The following is a 25,637-nucleotide window of genomic DNA, read 5'->3' on the forward strand; positions in this document are numbered from 1 at the left end:
GGATGGCGGAACAGCCTCTTATTGTGTAGACGGGGCGGCAAGGCAAGAGAAGATCGAGCCTGCAAGATAACCTGTTCGGAGCCCGATATGATTTCGAAATTGAAACGCAGCGTCCTGGCGATGCCGGGCTCCAACGCCCGCGCGCTGGAGAAGGGCAAGAGCCTTCCCGCCGACGTTTTGATGTTCGAACTCGAGGACGGCGTCGCGGAGTCGGCCAAGGCCATGGCTCGCGAGCAGGTCGCCGCCGCCGTCTCGGGCGGCGGCTATGGCGCGCGTCAGGTCGTCGTGCGCGTCAACGCCCGCGGCTCGGAATGGTACAAGCCCGACGTCGCCGCCATCGCGCCCACGGGGCCGGACGCCATCGTCATCCCCAAGGTCAATTCGCGCGACGACATTCTGAAGGCCGCCGCCGACATCGTCGCCGCCGGCGCGCCGCTCAGGACAAGGCTCTGGGCGATGATCGAGACGCCGCGCGCCATCTTCGACATCGAGAAGATCGCCAGCGCCGCCGACGATCCGGCGTCGCGGCTCGAAGTGCTGGTGCTCGGGCCCAATGACATCGCCAAATCGACCCGGGCGCGGCTCACGCCCGGCCGGCCGGCGCTGCTTTCCTGGCTTTCGGCGGGGGTTCTCGCCGCGCGCGTTCACAATATCGAAATCATCGACGGCATCTACAACGACTTCAACGACGAAGCGGGGCTTCGCCGCGAGGCGGAGCAGGGCCGCGACATGGGCTTCGACGGCAAGATGCTCATCCATCCGAACCAGATCGGCCCGGTGAACGAGATTTTCGCCCCGAGCGCCGAGGAGGTGGATTTCGCCCGCAGGATCATCGCGATCTTCGACGAGCCGGAAAACGCCGAGAAGGGCGTCGTGCAGATCGACGGCAAGATGGTCGAGCGCCTGCATCTCGACATCGCCCGCCGCACCCTCGAGCTGATGGCCGCCGCGGGCTGAACGCGACCGCAGCCGCCGGGCGCAAGCCTGTTTCGCAGGCGCCCGGGCTCCATTATAGTTTTCGCCAAACTGCGAGGATTTCGACCATGGCCGGACCCGACGCCGACGAGAAGGATAATGTTCCAGCGGTGGAGGGCGGAGCCGGCGACGCCGGAAAGACGCCGGAAGCGCCCCGAAAGCCGCCCGTCCCGGCGCGGCGCGGCGGTGGTCTGCTCGTAAAACTCTTCGGTTCCGCGCTGCTGCTCCTGATCGCGATCGGCGCGGGCGGCTATGGCGCGCTGATTTTCAAGGATAAGGATCCGCGCATCCGCCTCGTGGCGGACTATGTCGAAAGCGGCGTCGGCGAAGCGCAATCGGCGCTCGACAAGGCGCAGGCCAGCCTCGCGGAGCTGATGGGCGAGACCAAGCCGGCCAAGGGCTCGAAGGTCACGACCTATCGGGCGGCGCCGCTCGCGCAATCGCCCGAACCCGAAAAAGCGCCGGAGCCGGTCAAAGCCCCCGAACCCGTGAAGGCGCCGGAGCCGGTCAAGGCTCCAGAGCCGGTGAAAGCGCCGGAGCGCGTCGAGAAGGCTCCCGAGGCGCCGGCCGCCCCCGCACAACCGGCTTTTTCCGCCGCCGACGCCGTCGCGCTCGAAGCGCGCGTCGAGGCCACCGTCGAGGCCTCCAACGAGCTGGCGCGCAAGGCGCTGCAAGTCGCCGAATCGGCCCTGGCGGCGGCGGAGGCCGCGAAATCAGGCAGGGCCGCCGCGCCCGGAGCAACGGCTCCCGCCGACGCCGGCGGCTTCACGGCCGAGGAGATGAGTTCGGCGCTAGAGGGGCGCATCGACGCGCTCGGCGATCAGCTCAAGGCGCTTGCCGACCGTCTGGACTCGCCCAAGAACGAGACCCGCGCCGCGCCCGAGGCCGAGGCGCCGAAAGCGCCCGCGGCGGACGGCGCCGCCACGACCGTGGTGGTCGCCTTCACGCTCCAGCGCGAGCTCGAGGCGGGGCGCCCCTACGCCGACGAAATCGCGGCGCTGACCCGCCTCGGCGCGGACGCGGGCGTGATCGCAAGTCTCTCGCCCATGGCGGAGAAGGGCGCCCCGACGGGAGCGCAGTTGCGCGAAACTTTCGCGCCGATCGCCAAACGCCTGCGCGCCGCCGAAAATCATGCGGGCGGGGATCTGGCCGAGCATCTCCTGCATGGCGCGAGCAAGCTCGTGAAAGTCCATCCCACCGGCCAGCCGCATCCGGAAACGGTCGACGGGAAGCTCGACAAGATCGACGCCGCGCTCGTCCACGGCGACTTCGCGGCGGCGCAGGCGGCTTTCGAGAGCCTGCCGGAGGCGGCGCAGGCCGAGGGGAAGGAATTCGGCGAAATGCTTCAGCAGCGCATCGCCGCCGCTAAGGCCGCCGACGATCTTCTGCACAGCGCCATCGCCGCCCTGGGCGGCCAGAAATAAGCGAGAGCGCCAGCCATGCTGTTTTTATTCTTCTTCATCCTCGCGCTGGCCGTCGTCGCCCTGGGCCTCGAATGGCTGATCGAGCAGCCTGGCTCTCTGACGCTCGAATTCGCGGGCTGGCACATGGAGGCGTCGATCCCCGTGGCGGTCGCCGGCCTTCTGCTGCTGATCGCGACCGTCATCGTGGTCTGGGCGATCGTCGTGGCGCTGATTCGCCTGCCCCGCCGCATGGCCGGCGGCTCTCGCGAACGGCGCCGGGAGCGGGGCCTCGACGTGATTTCGCAGGGTCTTGTCGCCGTGGGAGCAGGCGACCTCGCCCGCGCGCGAAAGGCCGCGGCGCTGGCCGAGCGCCTGCTGCCCGGCGAACCGCTGACGCAGATGCTCAACGCGCAGGCGGCTCAGCTCTCCGGCGACCATCAGGCGGCGGCGAAAGCCTTCCACAAGATGACGCTGAAACCCGAGACGAAACTTCTGGGCCTGCGCGGCCTGCACATCGAAGCTAAACGGCGGCAGGACGCGGAAGCGGCGCATCATTTCGCGAAGGCCGCCCATGAGATCGCCCCGCTCCCCTGGGCCGGCTCCGCCGTGCTCGAACATCACGCCGCCGGGGGCGACTGGGAGAAGGCCCGCGCGGCGGTCGAGGCCAATCTCGCCGCCAAGGCGATCGACGCCGCGACCGCGCAGAATTTGCGGGCGGTGATAGAGACGGCAATGGCGATGGAGAAGGAGCGGGAGCATCCCCACGACGCGCTGCGCCTCGCCCGCCAGGCGCTGAAGCGCCGCCCCGGATTCCCGCCCGCGGCCGCAACCGCCGCGCGCGTGCTGATCCACCATGGCGACCGCAAACAGGCGCTCAAGCTCATCGAGACCGTATGGGCGACGAAGCCCCATCCCGATCTCGCGGAAGTCTATTTCGAGGCGCTGCCCGACGAGTCGAACAGCCAGCGCGTCACGCGCATCGAGAAACTCGCCAGACTCGCGCCCGACGCTCCGGAGAGCCGCCACATTCTCGCGCAGGCCGCGCTCTCGGCCCGCGACTTCACGAAAGCGCGCGAGGCGCTGGCGCCGCTCGTCGCCGCGGGTCAGCACCCCACGGCCCACACCTGCCTGCTGATGGCGGAAATAGAGGACGCCCAGAACGGCCCGAGCGGGCCGGTGCGCGAATGGCTCGCGCGCGGATCGCGGGCGCCGCGCGACCCCGCCTGGATCGCAGACGGCGTCGTCTCGAAACACTGGCTGCCGATCTCGCCGGTCAGCGGCAAGCTCGACGCCTTCGAGTGGAAGATCCCGCCCCATTCGGCCCAGCACCTCACCGAAGAGGGCCAGCCGAACATTCCGGCCGCCTTCCTCGCCCGCCAGCCGGCGTCGCTGGAAGCGCCCGCGTCGGGCGCGGGCGGCGCCGCTCAGTAACCGCGGGCGCGATCCGCGCGGCGGATGCGCACATAGAGCGCGCCTTCGCCGCCGTGATGCCGCGCCGCCTCGCCGAAGCCGACGACGACGTCGCGCAGATGCGGCGACTGCAGCCACATGGGGACGGCGCGCCTCAGCACGCCGCCCTCCTCGCGCGACAGACCCTTTCCGGTGACGACGATCGCCACCTTCGCGCCTTCCGCCTGGGCGCGGCGCAGAAAGGACGTGAGGGCGCGCTGCGCCTCGTCCTGCCGCATCCCATGCAGATCGAGCTTGGCGTCGACCTCCAGCCTCCCGCGCTTGATCTTGACGCGCGTGCGATGATCGATGTCGACGAGCGGCGTGACGGCGGGCCGCGGGGGCGGCGGCGGGCGGTCGCGGTTGGGCGCGGCCGCGGAAATCTTGTGGGGCGGCTCCTTCGCCGGGGTCGGCGCGGCTTCGACCGGCGGGGCGGGGCGCGCATGAAAGGGCCGCACATTGGCCGTCACGATCGTCCAGAGCTCGGCCTCGGCGTGCGACAGCCGGCGGGTGTATCGGCGCGGCCCCTCGCTCACGGCGCAGCCTCGTCGACCGGCAGGAAAACGGTGAAATCGGCCGGATGGCGCACCAGTCCGGCGCGCCGGCCGGCGGCGTCTCCCGCGCCGAAGAACAGATCGGCGCGGGCCGCCCCGAGAATAGCCGACCCTGTGTCCTGCGCGATCATCAGCCGCTCCAGCTTCGCTTCCGTTTCATCCTGCCACGGAACGCGGGTTTCGATCCAGAAGGGCAGGCCATAGCACCAGATCGACCGATCGACGGCGATGGACCGCAGAGGCGTGAGGGCGCAGCCCTCTCCGCCGATCGGGCCGACCTGCCGGTCGCTCGACGCGTCGATACGGAAGAATACAGAAGATCGGTTTTCCTGCATCAGCTTCCGGCCGGGCTCGCCGCTGGCCGCTCCCAGACGGCGCAGGGTCGCTTTCATCGTCTCGAGCGACATTTCGCCAGCCGGCGTGATCCCGCGTTCGATCAGAAGCCTGCCGATGGAGGTGTAGGGCCAGCCGTTGCGGCCGTCATAGGTGAGCGGGAGGCTCGCGCCGTCCGGAAGCCGCAGCCGAGCCGAGCCCTGCACCTGCATAAGAAACAGCTCTACCGCGTCGCGCACGAAGGCGATGGGCCGGGAGCCGGTCGCGGCGCCTTCTTCCTCGATCGCGCGACGGTCGGGATAGGGCGCGAGCGTTCCGTCAGCCGCGCGGCGCGCGCTCGTCAGGATCTCTCCGGTCGGGAGCCGCAAGGGGGCTTCGTTCAATGTGACGAGATCGGGCGGTCGCGACAGGATCGGCGTCTCGAAGCCCGGCTCCGGCATGAGCCGCGCCTCGACCTCGGGCTCGTAATAGGCGGTGACGAAGCCCGTGCGGTTCAGCCGAAATGGCCGAAACCAGCGCCGGAAGAAATCTTCGGGGTTCGCCTCTTCAAGTGCGGCTTGTGAGGCCGCGACGAGGCCGGGAGGCGGCTGGCGGGCGGGACGCTGTTCGGTCTCCGCCGTCACAATCCGGACGGCCGAGCGCCGAAAGGCCGCGAGGGCTTCATCGAGACTGTCGCGAGTAAAACCGTCGAGCGCCTCGAAGGCGACGGGCGACAGACCTTCAGGCCGGCGCACCGCTTATTCTGCGGGTCGCGTCGCGACGAGTTTCCAGTTCGGGTCCGAGGCGCGCGGGTCGCGCGCAAAGGTCCACAATTCGACGACCGGAACCGTATGTCCGCCCTCGATCGTCTCACCTTCCTTGTTGCGGCGCAGATTCATCAGCCGTGTTGCGAAGCGCACGGTGATCTCGTTGAGCCGCGGCGCGGCGCGGGCCGACTCCACCAGCGCGGAATCGATGGCTATGACGGCCGTCTCCAGCGTCTCGCCCTTCTCTTCGCGACGAGCGATCTCGTCGGCGAAGCCGTCGAAAACCTCCTTCGAAAGAAGCGGACGCAACTGGTCGCGGTCACCCCTGGCGAAGGCCGAGACTATCATGTCATAGGCGCGCCGGGCGCCCTCCAGAAAAGCCTGGCCGTCGAAACGCGGGTCCGCAGCGGCGATGGCGTCGAGGCCGGAGGCGGCTGCGCCGCCCTTTTCGGCGACGCCCTCCCAGCTCGCAGGGACGTTGCGCCTCGCGGCCGGGCCATCGTCGAGCGGCGCGGCGCCGGGTAGCGGCGTGGCGCCGGCGGGCGACGGTCGCCTCGGCTGGAATTGCGCCGGCGGCGGAGCGTCGCGATCGACGCGCACTCCTAGGACGGAACGCAGCTTCCAGATGACGAAGACAGCAAGCGCCGCAAAGACGACGAGCGACGGATCGAAAGGTTCGCCAGTTGGCGCCATTGGTCACTCCCGAATCTCTTTGGTGTCGGCTAACATGTCGAGGCCGATATGTCACGAATCAAGGGGTCGGGCGCTTCGCCGCAGCCCGCGGAGGCCGCAAGACGGTGAATAGATCGAAATTTCTGGGCTTCGCGATCGGCGCCTGGATCGTTGTGGAGATTCTGGCCTTCACGCTCGTCATCAAATCTTTGGGCGTGCTGGCGACGGTTGCGCTAGGTCTCGGGACCACCGCATTGGGTCTCGCTGACGTTAAGCGCCTGCTTTCCTATTGGCGCGAGCGGCGGAGCGGGGCCAGTCGCGGCGGCGCGACTCTGGATGGCGCGATGCAGGCCCTGGGAGCGCTGCTGCTCATTCTTCCGGGTTTCGCCTCCGATTTCGTCGGGCTCGCGCTCAAATCCCCATCGGTGCGGGAAAGCGTCGCACGGCGCATTCGGGAGCGCGGCAAGGCGAAGGACCCGCGCACCATCGACCTGGAGCCGGGCGAATGGAAGGTCGTGACCAAGAAGAGGCGCGCCCCGCGCAAGGCCGGCGCGAAATGAGGCGACGCGGCTCGCCTTGTTCCACTCGACGAGACGTGTTACGCGGGCGCGACTTTTTCTGCGGCCCGGCTGGGAGATTCCGACATGTCCGACACCAATGGCAACGGCGCTAATGCGGCGCCGGGGGGCGCTCCGGCCCTCAACGCCCTCGTTCAGTATCTGAAGGACTTCTCCTTCGAAAATCCGAACGCCCCGAATTCCCTCGGCCCGCAGGAGAAGGCGCCGAATATTTCCATTCAGGTCAACGTCAACGCCAAGCAGCTGGCGCCGACCGATTTCGAAGTGTCGCTGACCCTCGACGCCAAGGCCGGCGAGGGCGCGGGCCTGTTGTTCAAGCTCGATATGGAATATGGCGGCGTCTTCCGCCTGCTGAACATTCCGCAGGAGCAGGTCCATCCGATCGTGATGATCGAATGTCCGCGTCTCCTTTTCCCCTTCGTGCGCCAGATCGTGGCTGACGCGACCCGCGACGGCGGTTTCCCCCCGCTCTACATCGACCCGATCGATTTCGTCGCGCTCTATCAGCAAAAGGCCGCCGAGGCCTCGGGTCAGAACTTCGCGCAGGCGTAAAAATCAGCCCGGCGAGGCGGCCGATTCGTCGGACCGCCCCGTCAGGTAACGATCCCAAATCACGGACTTCGACAGCCCCGCCACAAAGGCGCGATGCGCCTCGTCCTCTGCGGGGCTGAGCCGGTCTTCGAGCAGCGCGGGGCGCGCGCGCAGCAGATCAGACGTCTGCGTGCGGCGTGACACGCTCACCGTCTGCAGGGAGAGCGCGGCCTGGCGCCCGCCCATCAGCTCCGCATAAACCTCCGCCAGAAGTCCCGCGTCGAGAAGCGCCCCGTGCTTGTCGCGGCGCGAGAGATCGATGCCATATCGCTGACACAGCGCGTCGAGAGAGGCGGGGCTGCCGGGATGAAGCCGCCGCGCGATGGCGAGCGTGTCGACGATGCGCGCGGGCGCCAGCGGCGCGAAATTCAGCATTGCGAATTCGGCGTTGATGAAACGCACGTCGAATTCGGCGTTATGCGCGACCATTGGGGAATCCTCGATAAAATCGATGAATTCCTCTGCGATCTCGCGAAACTTCCTGTGCTGGGACAGAAACTCGCGAGAGAGGCCGTGAACGCGAAACGCCTCCTCCGGCATGTCGCGCTCGGGATCGATATAGGCGTGGAAGACTCGGCCGGTCGGAATGAGATTCAAAATCTCGACGGCGCCGATCTCGACGACGCGGTCGCCTTTCGAGGGATCGAGGCCGGTGGTTTCCGTATCGAAGACGATTTCGCGCATGTCTGTCTAATCGCTCAGTCAGTGAAGAAAAACCAGCTCACCACGCCCCCCGGACGAGTTTGAAAGCCAACTTGCTCGAAATCCGGAGAGCGCAATCGGGCCTCGTCATGAAGTCGTTCTTCGCTGGCGGGGTTTCGTCCACATCTGCGTCTGGCGCGTCAGGCCCTTCCTTCGAGCGCATCCAGAATCGCCCGAACTTCCTTTCGCGCTTCGTCGAGTCCTCGGTCCGTATGCACGACGAAATCGGCTCGCGCCCGCTTTTCCGCGTCCGGCGTCTGCTTCGCCAGAATGGCGGCGAATTTCTCTTCCGTCATGCCCGGCCGCGCAAGCACACGGGCCTTTTGCACATCTTCCGGCGCCGAGACGACGACGATGGCGTCGACAGTCTTCTCTGCGCCCGTCTCGAACAGCAGCGGCACATCATAGACGACGATACGCGCGCCCTTTTCGTCCTGCTCCTTCAGAAAGCGGTCCCGCTCCGCCCAGACGAGCGGATGGACGATCTGCTCCAGCTTCTTCATCGACGCCGGATCGTCGAGCACACGCGCGGCGAGAAGCCCGCGATCCACCACGCCGTCGACCGTTACGCCCGGAAACTCCGCCTCGATCGGGGCGACCGCCGCGCCTCTGTACAGGTCGTGAACGATCTGGTCCGAATCGAGCACGGCCACGCCCTCGTCGCGAAACATCTGGGCCGTTGTCGATTTGCCCATGCCGATCGAACCGGTGAGGCCCAGGCGCAGCATCTTTCGTCCGCTCAAGAGATCAGCGCTCCCTCGCGGCGAAGGGCGTCGAGAAGGGGGAGGATCGGCAGACCCATGATGGTCCAGTGATCGCCGCTGACGCTCGCGAAAAGCTGCGCCCCCAGCCCTTCGACCTGATAGGCGCCGGCGCTCGCGAGCGCCGTTTCCCCCATGAGGGCGAGATAGGCGGCGATGAATTCGTCGCTCAGCTCCCGCATCGTCAGATCGGCGTGCGCGACGGTCTCGAAAATGATCGCGCCGTCGCGAACGAGGGCGACGGCGGAATGGAGACGATGACTCCGCCCGGAGAGAAAACGCAGCAATTTGGCCGCTTCCTGCATCGTCCCCGGCTTGCCGAAAATCCACTCCTCGCAGCTCGCGACCTGATCCGCCCCCAGCACCAGACGGCCGAGCGAGCGGGCGGAAACGGACCGGGCCTTGGCGCGCGCGAGCGCCAAGGCCAGCGCGTCCGCGCCGACGGGCCCGAGGCGTGATTCGATCCCACGCTCATCGACGTCGGCCGGACGCGCCTCGAATGGGAGGCCCGACTGCGCCAGAACGGCCTGACGGCCGGCGCTTCTCGAGGCGAGAATCAGCGGCGCTTCAGCGCGCCAGAAAGAGGACGCGGTCGTCACTGGCGATTCATCCACAGGCGGGTTTGAAAGTCGAAAAGCGGGGACAGCGTTAAGCCTTTCTTAACGAGGCTGTAGAGAGGTGGTCACAAGTCCGGGGAAGGATCAACAGGCCAGCGGGAGTCGATAGGGGCGATCGGGATAATCCGGACAGCGGGGATTCACAATCGGCCAACAGGACGCGCGCGTGATCATCATAATTAAATATTTGTAAATAATAGATATTTATCGATTTCCCCGTAATTCCCCAACCCCTTCGGCGTTCTTGCGGACTCTTCAGAGCCTGTGGGAAATTTGTTAACGGAAATTAACCAGTGCGATGAGCTGGTTAATAAAAAGTAAATAAATCTGTCTTTTAAGAATTTTTGTTTTTTGGCGTTTCGCGCTACTCCCCAATCGGTCGCTTCTCGCCGATGGGTCGAATGGAATGTCTGACGAAAAAGCTCTGATCTCTGCGTTGCGCGGTAAAGCGAGCGCCGTCCCGCCAATGTGGCTCATGCGGCAGGCGGGCCGCTATCTGCCGGAATATCGCGCGCTTCGGTCCAAGGCGAAGAGCTTCCTCGATTTCTGCTACACGCCCGCGATGGCCGCCGAAGTGACGCTGCAGCCGGTCCGGCGCTTCCACTTCGACGCCGCGATCCTCTTCTCGGACATTCTCGTCATCCCCGACGCCATGGGCCAGACGGTGTCCTTTGAAACGGGCTCGGGCCCGCGCCTCGATCCGATCGAGACGCCGGAGGGGATTTCCCGGCTCGGCGCCTTCGATATCACGAAACTCTCGCCGGTCTTCGAGACCATCGATCGGGTGAAATCGGAGCTGCCGACGGATGTCGCCTTCATCGGTTTCTGTGGCGCGCCATGGACGGTCGCAAGCTATATGATCGCCGGGCAGGGCACGCCGGATCAGGCGCCGGCGCGGCTTTTCGCCTTCCGCCATCCGGATGCCTTCTCCAGTCTCATCGACCGGCTCGTCGACGCATCGGTGGAATATCTCGTTCGGCAAATCGACGCCGGCGTCGAGGTCGTGCAGATTTTCGACAGCTGGGCGGGAGTGCTGCCGGCCAATGAATTCGAGGCCTGGTCGGCGAGGCCGATCGCGCGAATGATTGCGGCGCTGAAGACGCAACGGCCGAATGTGCCGGTCATCGCCTTCGTGCGCGGCGCCGACGCGCAACTGCCGCGGCTGACGAAGACGCTCCACGCCGATGGCTATGGGCTCGATACGGCGCTCGATCCGAAATGGGCGGCGGCGAACACCGCGGCGAATGTTTGCCTTCAGGGCAATCTCGATCCGCTGGCGCTCATCGCTGGCGGCGCGGCGCTGGACCGGGAGATCGACTCGATCCTCGGGGCCTTTGCGGGCCGCCCGCATATTTTCAACCTCGGCCATGGCATTCTGCCGCAGACGCCGATCGAGCATGTGGAACGGCTCGTCGAGCGGGTGCGAGGGGCGAGGGACTAGCGATGTATCTCTGGATCAAGGCGCTGCATGTCGTCGCCATCATTTCATGGATGGCCGGGCTTCTCTATCTGCCGCGGCTCTTCGTCTATCACGCCGAAACAGCGCCGGGGCCCCAGTCCGAGACCTTCAAGATCATGGAGCGGCGGCTTTACCGCTACATCATGACGCCGGCGATGACTGTCGCCTGGCTGACCGGGCTTTATCTCGCGGTCGAGGGCGGGGCGCTGTCGTCGGGGTGGTTTCACGTGAAAGCAACGCTGGTGGTCCTGATGACCGCCGCACATGTCCATGACGGCGTGCTGCAGCGGCGTTTCGCGGCGGACGCGAACCGCCATTCCTCGCGCTATTACCGCGTCCTCAACGAGATCCCCACATTGCTCATGATCGGCATCGTCGTTCTGGTGATCGTGAAGCCTTTTTGACGACGCTTGCATTGTCTTTGAAAAACATATAAGAACTTGATCCTTACCTAAGGCAGACAGTCGTTTTGACGACCGCCGATATTGCTCCGGCGTTCGGGAATCCCCTTCCCGCCTCTCTGCCCGCTCTCCTGACGCATATCTCTTCGAAGGCCCACATGCGGGAAATCAAACTTTCGGACTTGAAGTCCAAGTCCGCCGCCGAACTTCTCGCTTTCGCCGAGGAGCACGAAGTCGAAAACGCCTCCCTCCTGCGCAAGCAGGAGCTGCTTTTCGCAATCCTGAAACAATTCGCCAGCCGTGACGTCGAGATCGTCGGGGAGGGCGTCGTGGAGGTGCTGCAGGACGGCTTCGGCTTCCTGCGTTCGCCCGACGCCAATTATCTCGCAGGGCCGGACGACATCTATGTCTCGCCCTCGCAGATCCGCAAATTCGGCCTTCGCACCGGCGACACGGTCGAGGGCATGATTCGCAGCCCCAAGGAAGGCGAGCGCTATTTCGCCCTTCTCAAGGTCAATTCGATCAATTTCGAAGACCCGGAGAAGGTGCGGCACAAGGTGCCTTTCGACAATCTGACGCCGCTTTACCCGGACGAGCGGCTGAAGCTCGAAATCGAGGACCCGACGAAAAAGGATCTTTCGTCGCGCGTCATCGACCTCGTGGCGCCGATCGGCAAGGGCCAGCGCGCGCTGGTCGTCGCGCCGCCGCGCACCGGCAAGACCGTGCTGCTGCAGAATATCGCGCAGTCGATCACGACCAATCATCCCGAATGCTATCTGATCGTGCTGCTCATCGACGAGCGTCCGGAGGAAGTCACCGACATGCAGCGCAGCGTGCGCGGCGAGGTCGTGTCCTCGACCTTCGACGAGCCGGCGGTGCGCCACGTCCAGGTCGCCGAAATGGTGATCGAAAAGGCCAAGCGCCTCGTCGAGCATCGACGCGACGTGGTGATTCTGCTCGATTCGATCACACGTCTTGGACGCGCCTACAACACCGTCGTGCCGTCGTCGGGCAAGGTGCTGACAGGCGGCGTGGACGCCAATGCTCTGCAGCGCCCGAAGCGTTTCTTCGGCGCCGCGCGCAACATCGAGGAAGGCGGCTCGCTGACCATCATTGCGACCGCGCTGATCGACACCGGCTCGCGCATGGACGAAGTGATCTTCGAGGAATTCAAGGGCACGGGCAACAGCGAGATCATTCTCGACCGCAAGGTGGCCGACAAGCGCGTCTTCCCGGCGATCGACATCACCCGCTCCGGCACCCGCAAGGAAGAGCTGCTCGTCGCCCCGGACATTCTCAAGAAAATGTATGTCCTGCGCCGCATCCTCAATCCGATGGGTCCGGCCGACGCGATCGAGTTCCTGCTCGGCAAGCTGCGCGAGACCCCGAAGGGCAATCAGGCTTTCTTCGATTCGATGAACACCTGAGGCAGAGCGGAAATAGCGACAATTCAGAATTCCCAAAAGCGCGGTTTCCATTGACCTGGAAACCGCGCTTTGTTCATTATGAAAAGGTGACACAACAAAACGGACTCCAAGGAAAGCTGATAATCCGTAATAGAGTGGGGCGATGACGAAAGCCGTGTTCACCACTAAGAATTCGTCGTCTTATGATGATCTTCCCGAGGTTCGATACCATTTTCCCAAGACATATTTGAATCAGGTTGGTCAGGCTGTTGGTGATTGGATCGTTTATTACGAACCTCGTCGGTCAACGAACGACCCGTCCAGCCGAGGCGGCTCGCAAGTTTATTTTGCGACGGCAAGATTAGAGCGCATCATTCCCGATACATCCCGACCAGATCACTTCTACGCCGAGGTCTCGAATTATCTTCCATTTGTTCGCCCGGTGCCTTTCCGCGAGGGCAGCCGCTATTACGAGGGGAATCTCGAAAAACCGGACGGTTCGACGAACAAAGGAGCATTTGGTCGTGCCGTAAGGAATTTGACCGATGCAGAATTCGATTTGATTTGGCAGGCCGGTTTTGCACACATTATCGGCTTCGAAAAAAGAATCCGACCGGCCCCGGATGTTCCCGAAGAGCCAATGCAATTGATTCCGGGTTTTTCAGAAGAACAAGCAAAATTTTACCATGATGAACCATTGGAAGAGGACCGACGAATTGTCGAGCAGCTTATTTCGCGGCCTTTTCGAGACAGAGCGTTTTCAGCTGCCGTAAAAGACGCTTACGGCGACACCTGCGCAATGTCTGGGATCAAAATCATAAACGGCAGCGGTCGGTCGGAAGTTCAAGCAGCCCACATACGTCCCGTAGAGAAGTGGGGTCCTGACAGTGTTCGTAATGGTATTGCGCTCTCGGGGACGTTTCATTGGATGTTCGATCGAGGGCTAGTCTCAGTAGACGACGATTTCGGTTTGTTGCTCGCAAAAGACAGATTGCCTGATTCGATAGATCGTCTTTTGGGTGGGAATAATCGTTTACTCTTACCTCAAAGATTAGACTTACGTCCACATCCGCAATTCCTGGCTTGGCACAGGCGGGAAATATTCAAAGGATAAGCTAGGTTTTAGGTTTACGGAGCACGCAAATTTTTCCTCGCTAATAAGTGACCTCGGGAAGTCCGGAATGTTCTCCAGTTTCGCCAATGTCTGGACGATCGTCGGTCTCGCGCGCGATCTGAAACCCGGCAGACCCCTGCCAATGCGGGTCGCGGGCGAGCGCATCGTTTTCTTTCGGGACGCCTCCGGCGCTGCAGCCGCGCTGCTCGACCGATGCCCGCATCGCGGCGTGGCCCTGTCGCTCGGCCGCGTCGACAGGGGCGTGATCGAATGCCCGTTTCACGGCTGGCGTTTCGACGGCTCCGGGGCCAATTGCGGCGCGCCCTTCAACCCGGACGCGAAGCGCGAAAATCTCGGCGCGATCAGCCTGCCGGCGTGCGAAAGCGGGGGCCTTTTATGGCTTTACACCGGTTTCGCGCCCGAAGACGAACCCGCCCTGTCCGACACTTTCGCCGCGCCCGGGCTGGCGCTTTGCGCGCAGTCGGTCCTGTGGCGCGCGCATTGGACGCGGGTGATGGAGAACATGCTCGACATGCCGCATCTGCCCTTCGTGCATCGGCGCACGATCGGCGCGGGGCTGAGGGAACTCGTCGAGAAAAGGATGGATGTTTACTGGGAGGATCGGCCTTACGGGGCGCGAATCACCAACGCTGTGGACGGCGTCCCGCGACCGGGGGCGCTGGAATATCGCTTTCCGAATGTCATGGAGCTGTTCATCGATCCCCCGGGTAAACTCTTTCGGCTCATGGTCGCCTGCGTGCCGGAGGACGGGGAAACGACCCGCCTGATCTTGCTGACGATGCGCGATTTCGCCCGTTCGCCGCTCCTCCATCCCGTTTTTCGCTGGATGAATCGCCGCATCGCCAATGAGGATCAGGCGATTGTCGAATCGTCGCTGCCCCATGAAGTCCCGCCGCCGGCGGAGGAGGCGTCGGTGAGAACGGACGCGCCCACGCTGGCCTTTCGCCGCATCTACCGGCAAAGACTTCTGGGAAGCGCGGCGACGCCGCCGCCTCGCGCTGTGGCCCCCGGCAAGACGCCGGCCGCGCCTTGAAGGAAAATATGATGTCATCCGACACGATTTTTGCGCTCGGGACAGGAGCCGGCCGCACGGCGATCGCCGTCATCCGGCTCTCGGGGCCGGGCGTGCGCGCGGTTCTGTCGGAATTCGCCGGATCGACGCCAGAGCCGCGAATGGCGCGGCTGGTGGAGCTGTGCGATCCTCGGGACGGCGAAACGCTCGACAGGGGCCTGACGATTTTCTTCCCCGCGCCCCATTCGGCGACAGGGGAAGACTATGCCGAATTTCACGTCCATGGCGGCCGCGCGGTCGTCGATGGCGTGCTCGCCGCGCTCTCTCGGCGGCCCGGATTGCGCAGCGCCGAGCCGGGTGAATTTGCACGGCGCGGCTTCGCCAATGGCAAACTTGATCTGTCGCAGGCGGAGGCGCTCGCCGATCTCGTCGACGCCCAGACCGAAGCGCAGCGACGGCAAGCCTTGCGAATCGCCGGCGGCGCGCTGCGGCGACGCGTCGAAGCCTGGCGCGCAGCGCTCATCGAAGCGCTCGCGCTGGTGGAGGCCGAACTGGACTTCAGCGACGAGGGCGATGTCAGCGTCTTTTCCGCCGACCGGCTTGAAGCCCTGTTGCAGCCCGTTCTGTCGGAGATCCGAGCAGCGCTCGAGGACGCCCCCGCCTCGGAGCGGATGCGCGATGGATTTCTCGTCATGATCCTCGGCGCGCCCAATGCCGGCAAGTCGACGCTGCTCAATGCGCTCGCGCGGCGCGATCTTGCGATCGTCTCCCCAACGCCCGGCACGACGCGCGACATGATCGAGGCGCATCTCGACCTCGGCGGCCTTCCCGTCACCTTCGTCGATACAGCGGGTCTTCGCGAAGCCGAGGACGAGATCGAAAAGATTGGCGTCGACCGTGTCGTCGAGCGCGTCGGAACGGCCGATCTCGTCCTGTGGCTGTCGGAGAAAGGGGAAGACCCTTCCCTCGACGCGCTGGGGAATATTGATCTGCTCCGCGTCTGGAGCAAATGCGATCTACATCAATCCGCGCAGGGATGGCTCGGCATTTGCGCGACGAGCGGTCTGGGTCTGGATTCGCTTCTGAATGAGATTGCGGATCGGGCGGGGGCGCGGCTCGGAGATGGCGCTTCGGCCCTGCTGATCCGCGAGCGCCACAGGCGGGCGGCCGAGGACGCGGGGAAAATGATCGCAGCCGCGCTGGCGCCCGAAAAAGACTTGGAATTTGTCGCCGACGATTTACGTTCCGCCGGGCGGTCGCTCGGCCGGATCGTCGGCTCGGTCGATGTCGAGGATGTGCTCGATGCGGTGTTTTCGCATTTCTGCATCGGCAAATGAGCCAGATGTTTCACGTGAAACAAAGTTGAGGCGGCGCAGGAAGCGTCAGACACGGAATGTCGGTAAAGGAATTCGACGTCATAGTGGTAGGCGGCGGACACGCCGGTTGTGAAGCGGCGGCGGCCTCCGCGCGCTTTGGCGCGCGAACGGCGCTCGTCACCCATTCCCGCGCCAGCATCGGGGCCATGTCCTGCAATCCTGCGATTGGCGGCCTCGGCAAGGGGCAGCTCGTCCGCGAAATCGACGCGCTCGACGGGCTGATGGGACGGGTCGCCGACGCTGGCGGCATCCAGTTTCGCGTCCTCAATCGCTCGAAGGGGCCTGCGGTGCGCGGCCCTCGCGCCCAGGCGGATCGCAAGCTTTATCGCAACGCCATGTTGGCCGCGATTGAGAGCGTCGATAATCTCACCGTGCTGGAAGGCGCCGTCGAGGATTTGCTGGTCGAGGGGTCCCAGGTCCGCGGCGTCAGGACAGCGTCCGGTGAAGACATCCGCGCCGCGGCGGTCGTGATCACCACGGGCACTTTCCTTGCCGGCGTCATTCATATCGGCGACGAGCGGACGCCGGCGGGGCGGATGGGCGATCCGCCCGCCATCGGCCTGTCGAGGCGCATCCGCGAAGCGGGCTTTGCCGTCGGCCGTCTGAAGACAGGCACGCCGCCGCGACTCGACGGCAGAACGATTCGTTGGGAGGAATTGGAAACACAATGGGGCGATGAGAGCCCGGAGCCATTTTCCTCTCTGACGACCCACATCGCCAATCGCCAGATCGCCTGCGCGATCACCCGCACGACGGCGGCGGTGCATGAGATCATCCGCTCGGACCTGCACCTTTCACCCATGCGGACGGGAGCCATCTCGGGACCGGGGCCGCGCTATTGCCCGTCGATCGAGGACAAGGTCGTGCGTTTCGCGGATCGCGACGCCCATCAAATTTTTCTCGAGCCCGAAGGACTCGACGATGACACGGTCTACCCGAATGGCGTCTCTACCTCGCTGCCGCTTGCGACCCAGCGGGCTTTCATAAACGCGATACCCGGGCTGCAGGACGCCCGCATCATCCGGCCCGGCTATGCCATCGAATATGACTATGTCGATCCGCGCGAACTGCTGCCAAGTCTCGAGACCAAGCGGCTGCAGGGGCTGTTTCTCGCGGGACAAATCAATGGCACGACGGGATATGAGGAAGCGGCCGCGCAGGGACTCGTCGCCGGGCTCAACGCGGCCCGCCTCGCAGCCGGACGCGGGGTGGTCATTTTCGATCGCGCCGAAGCCTATCTCGGCGTGATGATCGATGATCTTGTCACGCGGGGGGTGAGCGAACCCTATCGCATGTTTACTTCGCGCGCCGAATATCGTTTGTCGTTGCGCGCCGACAATGCGGATGAGCGCCTGACGCCGAAAGGCGTCGCGCTCGGCTGTGTGGGCGCGCTCCGCGCGGCGACCTTTGCGAAAATGGCCGAAAAGCTCAGCCGCGCTCGTGCCTTGCTGGAAAGTCTGTCGCTGACCTCGTCAGCTGCCCTGCGGCACGGATTGCCGGTCAATCAGGACGGGCAACGCCGCAGCGCTTTCGCCCTGCTTGCCTTTCCGTCGGTCACGCTGGCGCGGCTGCAGGAAATCTGGCCTGAACTGGCGGAGATCGATCCTTCGACCGCCGAGAGGGTGGAGACGGATGCGCGCTATTCCGTCTATCTCGACCGGCAGCAGGCGGATATCGACTCTTTCCGACGCGACGAGCAGCTCGCGCTTCCCGAGTCGCTGGACTATGGGTCGATTGCCGGACTCTCGGCGGAATTGCGCGGCAAGCTGACCTATCTGCGGCCGCGCACGATTGGCCAGGCGCAGCGCATCGACGGCATGACTCCTTCAGCCTTGACGCTTCTGGCGGCGCGGGCGCGGAGCGCATGAGTTGGTCCGCCGATCGGGCGAAGGCGCTCGAACTCTTCCCTTGCCTGCGCGGGATCGAGCGGGAGCTCGAGACTTATGAAGAGTTGCTACGGCGCTGGCAGGGAAAGATCAATCTGGTCGCGCCGAATACGCTTAATGAGATCTGGATGCGCCATTTCGCTGATTCGGCGCAGGCGGTCGAGGCCGCGCCTGAAGCAAGGGTCTGGCTCGATATTGGATCGGGAGCCGGCTTTCCTGGCCTCGTTACCGCGCTTTTGCTGAAGGACCGGCGAGAGGCGAAAGTTCATCTGATCGAGAGCGACCAGCGCAAGGCCGCCTTCATGCGCGCTGTTTCACGTGAAACAGGCGCGCCGGCCGAAATCCATGTAGGGCGAATCGAGGCGGAATTGCCGCGCCTTTCCGGCCGGATCGACGCCGTCAGCGCCCGCGCGCTGGCGCCGCTCGACAGACTTCTCGCCCTTGCCGCGGGACCGTTGAATAATGGCGCGATTGGCGTGTTTTTGAAGGGGGAAGACTGGCGCGAAGAATTGACCGCCGCCGAGCGCATCGGTAATTTCAGCTTCCATACCATTCAAAGCCGCACGCATCCGCGCGCCCGGCTCATCGTCGCCGAGCACAGCGCCCGAGGCAAAAAGTGACCGTACAGACTAACGGCCAGCGCGTTCTGGTCCTCGCCAATCAGAAGGGCGGCGTGGGCAAGACGACCACCGCAATCAATCTCGGCACGGCGCTCGCCGCCGTCGGCGAACAGGTTCTGGTGATCGATCTCGATCCCCAGGGCAACGCCTCGACCGGACTCGGCGTCGAGCGCAAGAGTCGCAAGCTTTCGACCTATGACGTGCTGCTCGGCGAATCCAGCCTCGCCGACGCCATCGTCGCCACAGCCGTTCCGCGCCTTTCCATAGCTCCCTCGACGCTCGATCTTCTCGGCGTCGAACTCGAAATCGCCGCGGACAAGGATCGCGCTTTCCGTCTGAAGCGGGCGCTGGCCGAGCTGGCGGCGGCCGAGGCCCATGACGGCAAGCGTTATGATTACATCCTCATCGACTGCCCGCCGTCGCTCAATCTGCTGACGATCAATGCGCTGGCCAGCGCTGACGCCGTGGTCGTTCCGTTGCAATGCGAGTTCTTCGCGCTGGAGGGTCTTTCACAACTCCTGTCGACGGTTGATCAGGTCACGCGCACGCTGAACCCGAAGCTCTCGATCCACGGCGTCGTGCTGACGATGTACGACCCCCGCAACAATCTGGCGACACAAGTCGCGGCTGATGTGCGCCGCTTCATGGGCGACAAGGTTTACGAAACGATGATTCCGCGCAATGTGCGCGTGTCCGAGGCGCCCTCGCATGGCAAGCCGGTGCTGCTCTACGATCTTAAATGTTCCGGCAGCCAGGCCTATCTCAAGCTCGCTTCGGAAGTAATCCAGCGCGAGAAACGGCTGCGCGCCGCTTGAAGCCGTCGCTGCGCGGCGAAAAAGGAGCATTTTCGACATGGCTGAAGAACCGCGGCGGCGATTGGGCCGGGGACTGGCGGCGCTTTTGGGCGACGCGGGCGAGGAAGCGCCGGCCGAGCGTCCGCGTGGTCAGCGCAAGATTCCGATTGAATTCCTGAGGCCCAATCCGCGAAATCCGCGCACGATGTTCCGCGAGGAAGACCTCGCCGATCTTGCCGCCTCGATCCGCGAAAAGGGCATTATCCAGCCGATTGTGGTGCGCGCCATCGCCGGCGTGGCCGACGCCTATGAGATCATCGCGGGCGAAAGGCGCTGGCGGGCCGCCCAGACCGCGGGGCTGACAGAGGTTCCGGTCGTCATCCATGAGGCCGACGACAAGGAGGCGCTGGAGCTCGCGATCATCGAAAACGTGCAGCGCGCCGATCTCAACGCCATCGAAGAGGCGAAGGGCTATGAGCGGCTCGGGGCCGAATTCGGCTATTCGCAAAGCGAGATCGCCAAGATCATCGGCAAGAGCCGGTCGCATGTCGCCAATACGGTCCGGCTCCTCAATCTGCCGGAGGCTACGCGGAAGCTCGTGAGCGACGGCGCGATTTCGGCCGGCCACGCCCGCGCCTTGCTCGGTCTCCCGGATGCGGACGCGGTGGCGCGGCGCATTGTCGAGCAGGGGATGACCGTGCGCGACGTCGAGGCGCTGGCGCAGGAACAGGCCGCGACGCCGCGAGCTGCGGCAAGGGAGTCCCGCAAGCCGAAAGCGGAAAAGGACGCCGACACGAAAGCGATCGAGAAGACGCTCAGCGATGCGCTCGGCATGGCCGTCGATATTCGTCACGACGGCGAGCGCGGCGAGGTCCGCATCTATTACAAGTCGCTGGATCAGTTGGACTCGATCTGCCGGATGCTGAGCGAATAGGCGGGCGGCGCATCGGCGATGAGCCAGGCGTAAAAGAATCAGGCATAAAAAAACCGGCCTCCGCAGAGGCCGGTTTCTTTTTGCCGTTTCGCGATTATCAGAAGCTCGCGAGAACCGGGGGAACGACGCCGCCGCCGAAGCGATAGGTCAGGCCGCCCGAAATCACGACCGGATTGATCTTGACCGCGAGGTTCAGCGGAACGCTCAGCGGGCCGAACGGCGTGCCGGTGTTCGTGGCCCAGACGTGAGCGTTCGGCTCCATCATGATGTATTTCGCGTCGATGTTCACGCCCCAATGCTCGTTGAACATGTAATCGAAGCCGATCTGGCCGACCACGCCCCAGGACGGGGTGATGGTGGCGGCGTAGGCGTTGTTGAAGCTGCCGATCGTGGGGAAGTTAGGCAGGAAGAAGGGGAATGGCTGGTTGCCAGCGCGCGTGCCCCAATAGGCCGTGAAGTTCACGCCGACGCCGAGGTAGGGCTGGAAGGCGCCGAAATTCGTGAAGTGATACTGCAGCATCAGGGACGGCGGGAACACCCAGGTCTTGATGACGCTGGAGCCGGCGATCGAACCAATGCCCTGGACGTGGTGCGGAGAAACGCAGCAGATGGCCTCGATCGCCCAGTTCTTGTTCAGGTAATAGGCTAGATCGATCATCGGAATGATCGAGGAGGAGATCGACGTGCTGGCGCCGTTGAACACGCTGCCCGCCCCCCAGCTGTAGCCGACGGCCTGTAGAACCGTCTGGTTGCCGAGATAGGTGCCGGTGCCGCGGTCATAGATGGTCGCGGTGCCTTCGGTCGGGATAACGCCGCCGACTTTCAGGCGGACCTGGAAAGGCTGATAGGTGTCGACGACCGGCGGCGGCGGCGGCGGGGGCGCTTTCAGCGCGCCAAGATCAGCAGCCTGAGCGGAGACCACTGCGGTCCCCATCGCGATAGCGGCGACGGCGCCGCTGACAAAATTCCTCATAGGAACCCCCGTGTGAATTCTTTTCTTCGGACGACGGTCGACGCGTCGCGCCGAGTCGTTGGGAGGTTGCTACGATTTTCGGCGCCACAACTTGATATAAATCAAGAAAACGCGCCTGGTCTTATCATTCTCTGTGATTGTGTCACTTAGGCAACATTTCCCGCTGTTGCCTTGCGGGACGCCCGGCGCTAAGCGAGAAACGGTTCTTCCGCAGAGATGTTCCTGCGAACACGGCGCCAACCGCCAGCGCCGCGACGACGGAAAACCCTCGCCTCACTCTCAAGGTGCGACAATTTGACAGTCAGCGCTCCCCCCGCCGAACCGCCGGTCAACGCCGAACTCGCCGCCGCCCATGGGCTCAAGCCGGACGAATATGAGCGCATACTCGCGCTCATCGGGCGCACGCCGAGTTTCACCGAGCTCGGAATCTTCTCGGCGATGTGGAACGAGCACTGCTCCTACAAGTCCTCGCGCATCCATCTTCGCAAGCTGCCGACCAAGGCGCCATGGGTGATTCGCGGCCCCGGCGAGAACGCCGGCGTGATTGACATCGGCGACGGAGACGCCTGCGTCTTCAAGATGGAAAGCCATAATCACCCGTCCTTCATCGAGCCCTATCAGGGCGCGGCGACGGGCGTCGGCGGCATTCTGCGCGACGTCTTCACCATGGGCGCGCGGCCGATCGCCTGCCTCAATCTGTTGCGTTTCGGGCGCCCCGCGCATCCGAAGACGCGGCATCTCGTTTCCGGCGTGGTCGCCGGCGTGGGCGGCTATGGCAACAGTTTCGGCGTGCCGACGGTTGGCGGCTCGACGGAATTCGACGCCTCCTATGACGGCAATATTCTCGTCAACGCCATGGCCGTAGGGCTCGCGCGCGCGGATTCGATCTTCTATTCGGCCGCCGCGGGCGTCGGAAACCCGATCGTGTACCTTGGCTCGAAGACGGGCCGCGACGGCATCCATGGCGCGACCATGGCTTCCGCCTCCTTCGAGGCGGACGCCGAGGAGAAGCGCCCCACCGTGCAGGTCGGCGATCCCTTCTCGGAGAAGCTTCTGCTCGAGGCTTGCCTCGAACTTATGGCGTCGGGCGCCGTCATCGCCATTCAGGATATGGGCGCCGCCGGATTGACCTCGTCCGCCGTCGAAATGGGCGCCAAGGGCAATCTCGGCGTCGAACTCGATCTGGACGCGGTGCCCTGCCGCGAGGAGGGCATGACGGCCTATGAAATGATGCTCTCCGAGAGCCAGGAGCGCATGCTCATGGTGCTCAAGCCGGAGCTCGAGGAACAGGCGGAAGGGATCTTCCGCAAATGGGGGCTGGATTTCGCCATCGTCGGCAAGACGACCGACACGCTGCGTTTCGTCGTGAAACACAGGGGCGAGGTGAAGGCCGATCTGCCGATCAAGGAGCTGGGCGACGAGGCGCCGGTCTACGACCGGCCCTGGGTCCCGACGCCGAAGGCGCCCGTCATCGACCCGGCGTCGGTCGCGCCGCCCGCGTCTAACCGCGACGCGCTGCTCAAACTGATGGCGACGCCAAATCTCTGCTCCAAGCGCTGGGTGTGGGAGCAATACGACCACCTCATCCTCGGCAACAGCGTGCGCCAGCCGGGCGGCGACGCAGCCGTCATCCGCGTGAAGGACGGGCCGAAGGGCCTCGCGCTGACGACCGACGTCACAGCGCGCTATTGCGCCGCCGATCCGGTCGAGGGCGGCAGGCAGGCGGTGGCGGAAGCCTGGCGCAACATCACCGTGCGCGGCGCGACGCCGCTGGCGCTCACCGACAATCTGAATTTCGGCAATCCCGAGCGGCCCGAATATATGGGTCAGTTCGTCGGCTGCCTGCAGGGCGTCGGCGAAGCGGCGGCCGCGCTCGATTTCCCGATCGTTTCCGGCAATGTCTCGCTCTACAACGAGACGCAGGGGGCGGGCATCCTTCCGACCCCCGCGATCGGCGGCGTCGGCGTGATCGCGGATGTCGCGAAATCGGCCCCGACCGGTTTCCTCCGCGAAGGGGACGCGATCCTCCTCATCGGGGAGACCAAGGGCTGGCTCGGCCAGTCCGCCTATCTGCACGATCTCTGCGCCCGCAAGGACGGCGCGCCGCCGCCGGTCGATCTCGCCGCCGAGCGCCGCAACGGCGAATTCGTGCGCGAGCTCGTTCTCGCGGGCCGCGCCGGCGCCGCGCATGATCTTTCCGACGGGGGTCTCGCGGTCGCGCTCGCCGAGATGGCGCTCGCGGGCGGTCTCGGCGCGACGGTCGAACGCTTGCCCGAAGGGCTTGCCCATGCCGCGCTCTTCGGCGAGGACCAGGCGCGCTATCTGGTCGCCGTCCCGGCGTCGGACGCGGCGGCTGTCGCAACGGCGGCTGCGGGGAAGGGGGTTCCCGTCCTCGCCATTGGCGTGACCGGGGGCGACGCATTGAAACTGCCGGGAGAGGCGCCGATATTGCTGTCCGAGCTGCGCGAGGCGCATGAAGCGCCGCTTCCCGCCTATATGTCGGGAGACGACGGTGCGTTTTCCGACAATTGATGTCGACTGAGAGGACTGTGTAACGATGCCCATGCCCGCCGCCGAGATCGAACGGCTGATCAAGCAGGCCCTGCCTGACGCCACCGTCGAACTGACCGCGCTCGCCGACGACAACGACCATTGGGCGGCGACCGTCGTCTCGGAATCCTTTCGCGGCCTCTCCCGCGTGAAACAGCACCAGCTCGTCAACGCCGCCTTCGGCGCGCGGCTCGGCACGGAATTGCATGCGCTCGCGCTGACGACGCGCACGCCTTGAAAATCTTGCAACGGCGGCGCCTTGAACGCCGCATGAAAAGGGTAGCCAAATGTCCGACGACGTAAACAGCCGCATCAAGAGCGAGATCGAATCCTCCGACGTGGTGCTGTTCATGAAAGGCACGCCACAGGCGCCGCAATGCGGCTTCTCCATGCAGGTGGTCCAGATCCTCAATCACCTCGGCGTGCCCTACAAGGCCATCAATGTGCTGGCCGACGGCGCGATCCGCGAAGGGATCAAGGCCTATTCCAACTGGCCGACCATTCCGCAGCTCTATGTGAAAAACGAATTCATCGGCGGCTGCGACATCACCCGCGAGATGTTCCAGTCCGGCGAACTCGTCGCGCTCCTCGACAAGGAAGGCGTGCCGCACGCGCAGGCCGCCAAGGCGTAAGAACTGAAAAGGCGCGAACGGCGGTTCCGCTTCGCGCGACATCGAAAAGAGACGTCATGCGCGTCGCCCCCGGGCGGCGCGCATTTGCTTTCTGGAGGGCCCCTCGAGACGCGCATCGCCGCCCTTGCGCGCCTATGCTGCGCCTGCACACATCCGTAGAGAGGGGGAAGGACAATACACTTTTTTATGACAGTCATATGAACCACAATCTGTTTCACGGGCGCCGGGACGAACGGCCTTGCCGAGGCCGGGGAGCCCCGCAGAGCGGACGCCGCGCAGATGGAGAAAGCGATGTCATTGAAACTCGTATTCACCGCCGCAACCCTGGGCCTCGTTCTGTCGGCGGGATCGGCCTTCGCCTATGATCGTTACTATGACTCCAGGCAGGTTTGGGGCGACGCCGTGCAGGAGCACCATTACAATGACGCGATCAGCGCCTCGCCGAGCGACGTGATGCGCCAGCGTCCGCGACATGTTTACCGCCCGGCGATGTCCCCGCACGATCCGAGGGGCATCATCGTGCTCGAGGGCGCGCAATAACGCCGCTCCCGTGTCATCTCCTGTCGCGCGCTCGAAGAAACCGCGCGTGATTTCCCGAGCGCGCTCCAGTAAGCGTTTCGGGTCAGAGGCCCCGACGCCGGAGTCGGGGCCTTTTTGTATCCACTCGTGCATGGAAAGGGTCGCTCGTTACAACCAGTTGGCAAACAGGCGAAAAAATTTTTCTTGTGCAGCGCAATAGAAAATCGGGATTTGCGCCGCCGAGCTATCCCCTGCCTGTCGCAGATGATGGATCGTCCTAGAAATGAGAATGAGCCGACAAATCCGATTCGCCGTCCTCGCCGTGCTCGCTCTGGGCATGTCGGCCGAGGCGAGGGGCGCGGATTGGGGCCCCGACCGCAGCGCTCTTCAGGGGAGCGTCGCGGCGCGCCGAGCGCCGGTTCGCCGGCCGCATTACAGCGCACGCCACCCGATAATCCGGGAGGAGCCGCCGGAAGAGCGGGCCTTCACCATCGAAAATCTCCTTTTCCCGAATTCCCCGATCCGCGGCGTCGTGCGCGAGGGCGCGATGTAGGGCCGC

Annotated in this window: 27 protein-coding genes; 20 read left to right on the plus strand and 7 right to left on the minus strand. The window is 64.6% G+C overall.

What is annotated here, in order from left to right:
* Nucleotides 1-87: 87 nt before the first annotated feature.
* The 3 genes from LG047_RS10345 (at nucleotide 88) to LG047_RS10355 (ending at nucleotide 3,809) form a co-directional block, all read left to right on the plus strand.
* Complete coding sequence (locus tag LG047_RS10345) at nucleotides 88-957, plus strand: CoA ester lyase (protein ID WP_227966554.1); 870 nt, start codon at nucleotides 88-90, stop codon at nucleotides 955-957.
* Between the two features lie 86 nt (nucleotides 958-1,043).
* Nucleotides 1,044-2,399, plus strand: a complete 1,356-nt coding sequence (locus LG047_RS10350; RefSeq protein WP_227966555.1) for a hypothetical protein — start codon at nucleotides 1,044-1,046, stop codon at nucleotides 2,397-2,399.
* Between the two features lie 15 nt (nucleotides 2,400-2,414).
* Nucleotides 2,415-3,809 carry a heme biosynthesis protein HemY gene (locus tag LG047_RS10355; RefSeq protein WP_227966556.1) on the plus strand — a complete coding sequence of 465 codons (1,395 nt, stop codon included), beginning with the start codon at nucleotides 2,415-2,417 and terminating at the stop codon, nucleotides 3,807-3,809.
* Here LG047_RS10355 and LG047_RS10360 read toward each other — a convergent pair.
* From LG047_RS10360 to LG047_RS10370, 3 genes are read right to left on the minus strand one after another with little or no spacing between them, the layout of a single operon-like run.
* Complete coding sequence (locus tag LG047_RS10360; RefSeq protein WP_227966557.1) at nucleotides 3,803-4,363, minus strand: Smr/MutS family protein; 561 nt, start codon at nucleotides 4,361-4,363, stop codon at nucleotides 3,803-3,805. The genes LG047_RS10355 and LG047_RS10360 overlap by 7 nt on opposite strands.
* The gene (locus LG047_RS10365; RefSeq protein ID WP_227966558.1) at nucleotides 4,360-5,448 is read right to left on the minus strand and encodes an MltA domain-containing protein; all 1,089 of its coding nucleotides are present in this window, start codon (nucleotides 5,446-5,448) and stop codon (nucleotides 4,360-4,362) included. The genes LG047_RS10360 and LG047_RS10365 overlap by 4 nt, the downstream gene beginning before the upstream one ends.
* Before the next feature lie 3 nt (nucleotides 5,449-5,451).
* On the minus strand, nucleotides 5,452-6,153 hold the full coding sequence (locus tag LG047_RS10370) for a Tim44/TimA family putative adaptor protein (RefSeq protein WP_227966559.1): 702 nt from the start codon (nucleotides 6,151-6,153) through the stop codon (nucleotides 5,452-5,454).
* Nucleotides 6,154-6,257: 104 nt separating this feature from the next.
* Between LG047_RS10370 and LG047_RS10375 the strand changes: the two genes are divergently transcribed.
* On the plus strand, nucleotides 6,258-6,692 hold the full coding sequence (locus LG047_RS10375; protein WP_227966560.1) for an FxsA family protein: 435 nt from the start codon (nucleotides 6,258-6,260) through the stop codon (nucleotides 6,690-6,692).
* Between the two features lie 84 nt (nucleotides 6,693-6,776).
* Complete coding sequence (secB, locus tag LG047_RS10380) at nucleotides 6,777-7,262, plus strand: protein-export chaperone SecB (protein WP_036284498.1); 486 nt, start codon at nucleotides 6,777-6,779, stop codon at nucleotides 7,260-7,262.
* A 3-nt stretch (nucleotides 7,263-7,265) separates the two neighbouring features.
* Here the strand turns inward: secB and dnaQ are convergent, their stop codons facing one another.
* The 3 genes from dnaQ to LG047_RS10395 form a co-directional block, all read right to left on the minus strand.
* On the minus strand, nucleotides 7,266-7,985 hold the full coding sequence (gene dnaQ / locus LG047_RS10385; RefSeq protein ID WP_227966561.1) for a DNA polymerase III subunit epsilon: 720 nt from the start codon (nucleotides 7,983-7,985) through the stop codon (nucleotides 7,266-7,268).
* 158 nt (nucleotides 7,986-8,143) lie between these two features.
* Nucleotides 8,144-8,731 carry a dephospho-CoA kinase gene (gene coaE, locus LG047_RS10390; RefSeq protein WP_036284504.1) on the minus strand — a complete coding sequence of 196 codons (588 nt, stop codon included), beginning with the start codon at nucleotides 8,729-8,731 and terminating at the stop codon, nucleotides 8,144-8,146.
* Nucleotides 8,732-8,742: 11 nt separating this feature from the next.
* On the minus strand, nucleotides 8,743-9,363 hold the full coding sequence (locus LG047_RS10395) for a Maf family protein (protein ID WP_227966562.1): 621 nt from the start codon (nucleotides 9,361-9,363) through the stop codon (nucleotides 8,743-8,745).
* 424 nt (nucleotides 9,364-9,787) lie between these two features.
* On the opposite strand from LG047_RS10395, the gene hemE reads away from it, so the two are divergent.
* From hemE to LG047_RS10445, 10 genes are all read left to right on the plus strand, one after another.
* Nucleotides 9,788-10,822, plus strand: coding sequence for a uroporphyrinogen decarboxylase (gene hemE / locus LG047_RS10400; RefSeq protein ID WP_227966563.1), 1,035 nt, complete (start codon nucleotides 9,788-9,790; stop codon nucleotides 10,820-10,822).
* A 2-nt stretch (nucleotides 10,823-10,824) separates the two neighbouring features.
* Nucleotides 10,825-11,244 (plus strand): protoporphyrinogen oxidase HemJ, encoded by a 420-nt coding sequence (gene hemJ / locus LG047_RS10405; RefSeq protein WP_227966564.1) that lies wholly within the window; start codon nucleotides 10,825-10,827, stop codon nucleotides 11,242-11,244.
* 155 nt (nucleotides 11,245-11,399) lie between these two features.
* The gene (gene rho / locus LG047_RS10410) at nucleotides 11,400-12,668 is read left to right on the plus strand and encodes a transcription termination factor Rho (protein ID WP_036288456.1); all 1,269 of its coding nucleotides are present in this window, start codon (nucleotides 11,400-11,402) and stop codon (nucleotides 12,666-12,668) included.
* Nucleotides 12,669-12,810: 142 nt separating this feature from the next.
* Nucleotides 12,811-13,761, plus strand: a complete 951-nt coding sequence (locus tag LG047_RS10415) for an HNH endonuclease (RefSeq protein WP_227966565.1) — start codon at nucleotides 12,811-12,813, stop codon at nucleotides 13,759-13,761.
* Between the two features lie 67 nt (nucleotides 13,762-13,828).
* On the plus strand, nucleotides 13,829-14,815 hold the full coding sequence (locus LG047_RS10420) for an aromatic ring-hydroxylating dioxygenase subunit alpha (RefSeq protein WP_227966566.1): 987 nt from the start codon (nucleotides 13,829-13,831) through the stop codon (nucleotides 14,813-14,815).
* A gap of 11 nt (nucleotides 14,816-14,826) precedes the next feature.
* Complete coding sequence (gene mnmE, locus LG047_RS10425; RefSeq protein WP_227968475.1) at nucleotides 14,827-16,131, plus strand: tRNA uridine-5-carboxymethylaminomethyl(34) synthesis GTPase MnmE; 1,305 nt, start codon at nucleotides 14,827-14,829, stop codon at nucleotides 16,129-16,131.
* Between the two features lie 56 nt (nucleotides 16,132-16,187).
* Nucleotides 16,188-18,038: a tRNA uridine-5-carboxymethylaminomethyl(34) synthesis enzyme MnmG gene (gene mnmG, locus LG047_RS10430; protein WP_227966567.1), complete on the plus strand. Its 1,851-nt coding sequence runs from the start codon at nucleotides 16,188-16,190 to the stop codon at nucleotides 18,036-18,038.
* On the plus strand, nucleotides 18,035-18,676 hold the full coding sequence (gene rsmG, locus LG047_RS10435) for a 16S rRNA (guanine(527)-N(7))-methyltransferase RsmG (RefSeq protein WP_227966568.1): 642 nt from the start codon (nucleotides 18,035-18,037) through the stop codon (nucleotides 18,674-18,676). Before mnmG ends, rsmG begins: the two co-directional genes overlap by 4 nt.
* The gene (locus LG047_RS10440) at nucleotides 18,673-19,491 is read left to right on the plus strand and encodes a ParA family protein (RefSeq protein WP_036284517.1); all 819 of its coding nucleotides are present in this window, start codon (nucleotides 18,673-18,675) and stop codon (nucleotides 19,489-19,491) included. Before rsmG ends, LG047_RS10440 begins: the two co-directional genes overlap by 4 nt.
* 37 nt (nucleotides 19,492-19,528) lie before the next feature.
* The gene (locus tag LG047_RS10445; RefSeq protein WP_227966569.1) at nucleotides 19,529-20,404 is read left to right on the plus strand and encodes a ParB/RepB/Spo0J family partition protein; all 876 of its coding nucleotides are present in this window, start codon (nucleotides 19,529-19,531) and stop codon (nucleotides 20,402-20,404) included.
* Between the two features lie 97 nt (nucleotides 20,405-20,501).
* On the opposite strand, the gene LG047_RS10450 is transcribed toward LG047_RS10445, so the two are convergent.
* On the minus strand, nucleotides 20,502-21,377 hold the full coding sequence (locus LG047_RS10450; RefSeq protein WP_227966570.1) for an OmpW family protein: 876 nt from the start codon (nucleotides 21,375-21,377) through the stop codon (nucleotides 20,502-20,504).
* A 294-nt stretch (nucleotides 21,378-21,671) separates the two neighbouring features.
* On the opposite strand from LG047_RS10450, the gene purL reads away from it, so the two are divergent.
* The 5 genes from purL to LG047_RS10475 all read left to right on the plus strand — a co-directional run bounded on the left by purL (nucleotide 21,672) and on the right by LG047_RS10475 (nucleotide 25,631).
* Nucleotides 21,672-23,909, plus strand: coding sequence for a phosphoribosylformylglycinamidine synthase subunit PurL (gene purL, locus LG047_RS10455; protein WP_227966571.1), 2,238 nt, complete (start codon nucleotides 21,672-21,674; stop codon nucleotides 23,907-23,909).
* 25 nt (nucleotides 23,910-23,934) lie between these two features.
* Nucleotides 23,935-24,165: a BolA family protein gene (locus LG047_RS10460; RefSeq protein WP_036284524.1), complete on the plus strand. Its 231-nt coding sequence runs from the start codon at nucleotides 23,935-23,937 to the stop codon at nucleotides 24,163-24,165.
* Between the two features lie 49 nt (nucleotides 24,166-24,214).
* Nucleotides 24,215-24,559, plus strand: a complete 345-nt coding sequence (grxD, locus tag LG047_RS10465) for a Grx4 family monothiol glutaredoxin (protein ID WP_036284526.1) — start codon at nucleotides 24,215-24,217, stop codon at nucleotides 24,557-24,559.
* 291 nt (nucleotides 24,560-24,850) lie between these two features.
* A complete protein-coding gene (locus LG047_RS10470) occupies nucleotides 24,851-25,099 on the plus strand; it encodes a hypothetical protein (protein WP_227966572.1) in 249 nt (82 codons plus the stop codon).
* A 268-nt stretch (nucleotides 25,100-25,367) separates the two neighbouring features.
* Nucleotides 25,368-25,631, plus strand: a complete 264-nt coding sequence (locus tag LG047_RS10475; RefSeq protein WP_227966573.1) for a hypothetical protein — start codon at nucleotides 25,368-25,370, stop codon at nucleotides 25,629-25,631.
* The last annotated feature ends 6 nt before the right edge of the window (nucleotides 25,632-25,637 follow it).

Source organism: Methylocystis sp. WRRC1 (assembly GCF_020733155.1).
Lineage (GTDB): Bacteria > Pseudomonadota > Alphaproteobacteria > Rhizobiales > Beijerinckiaceae > Methylocystis.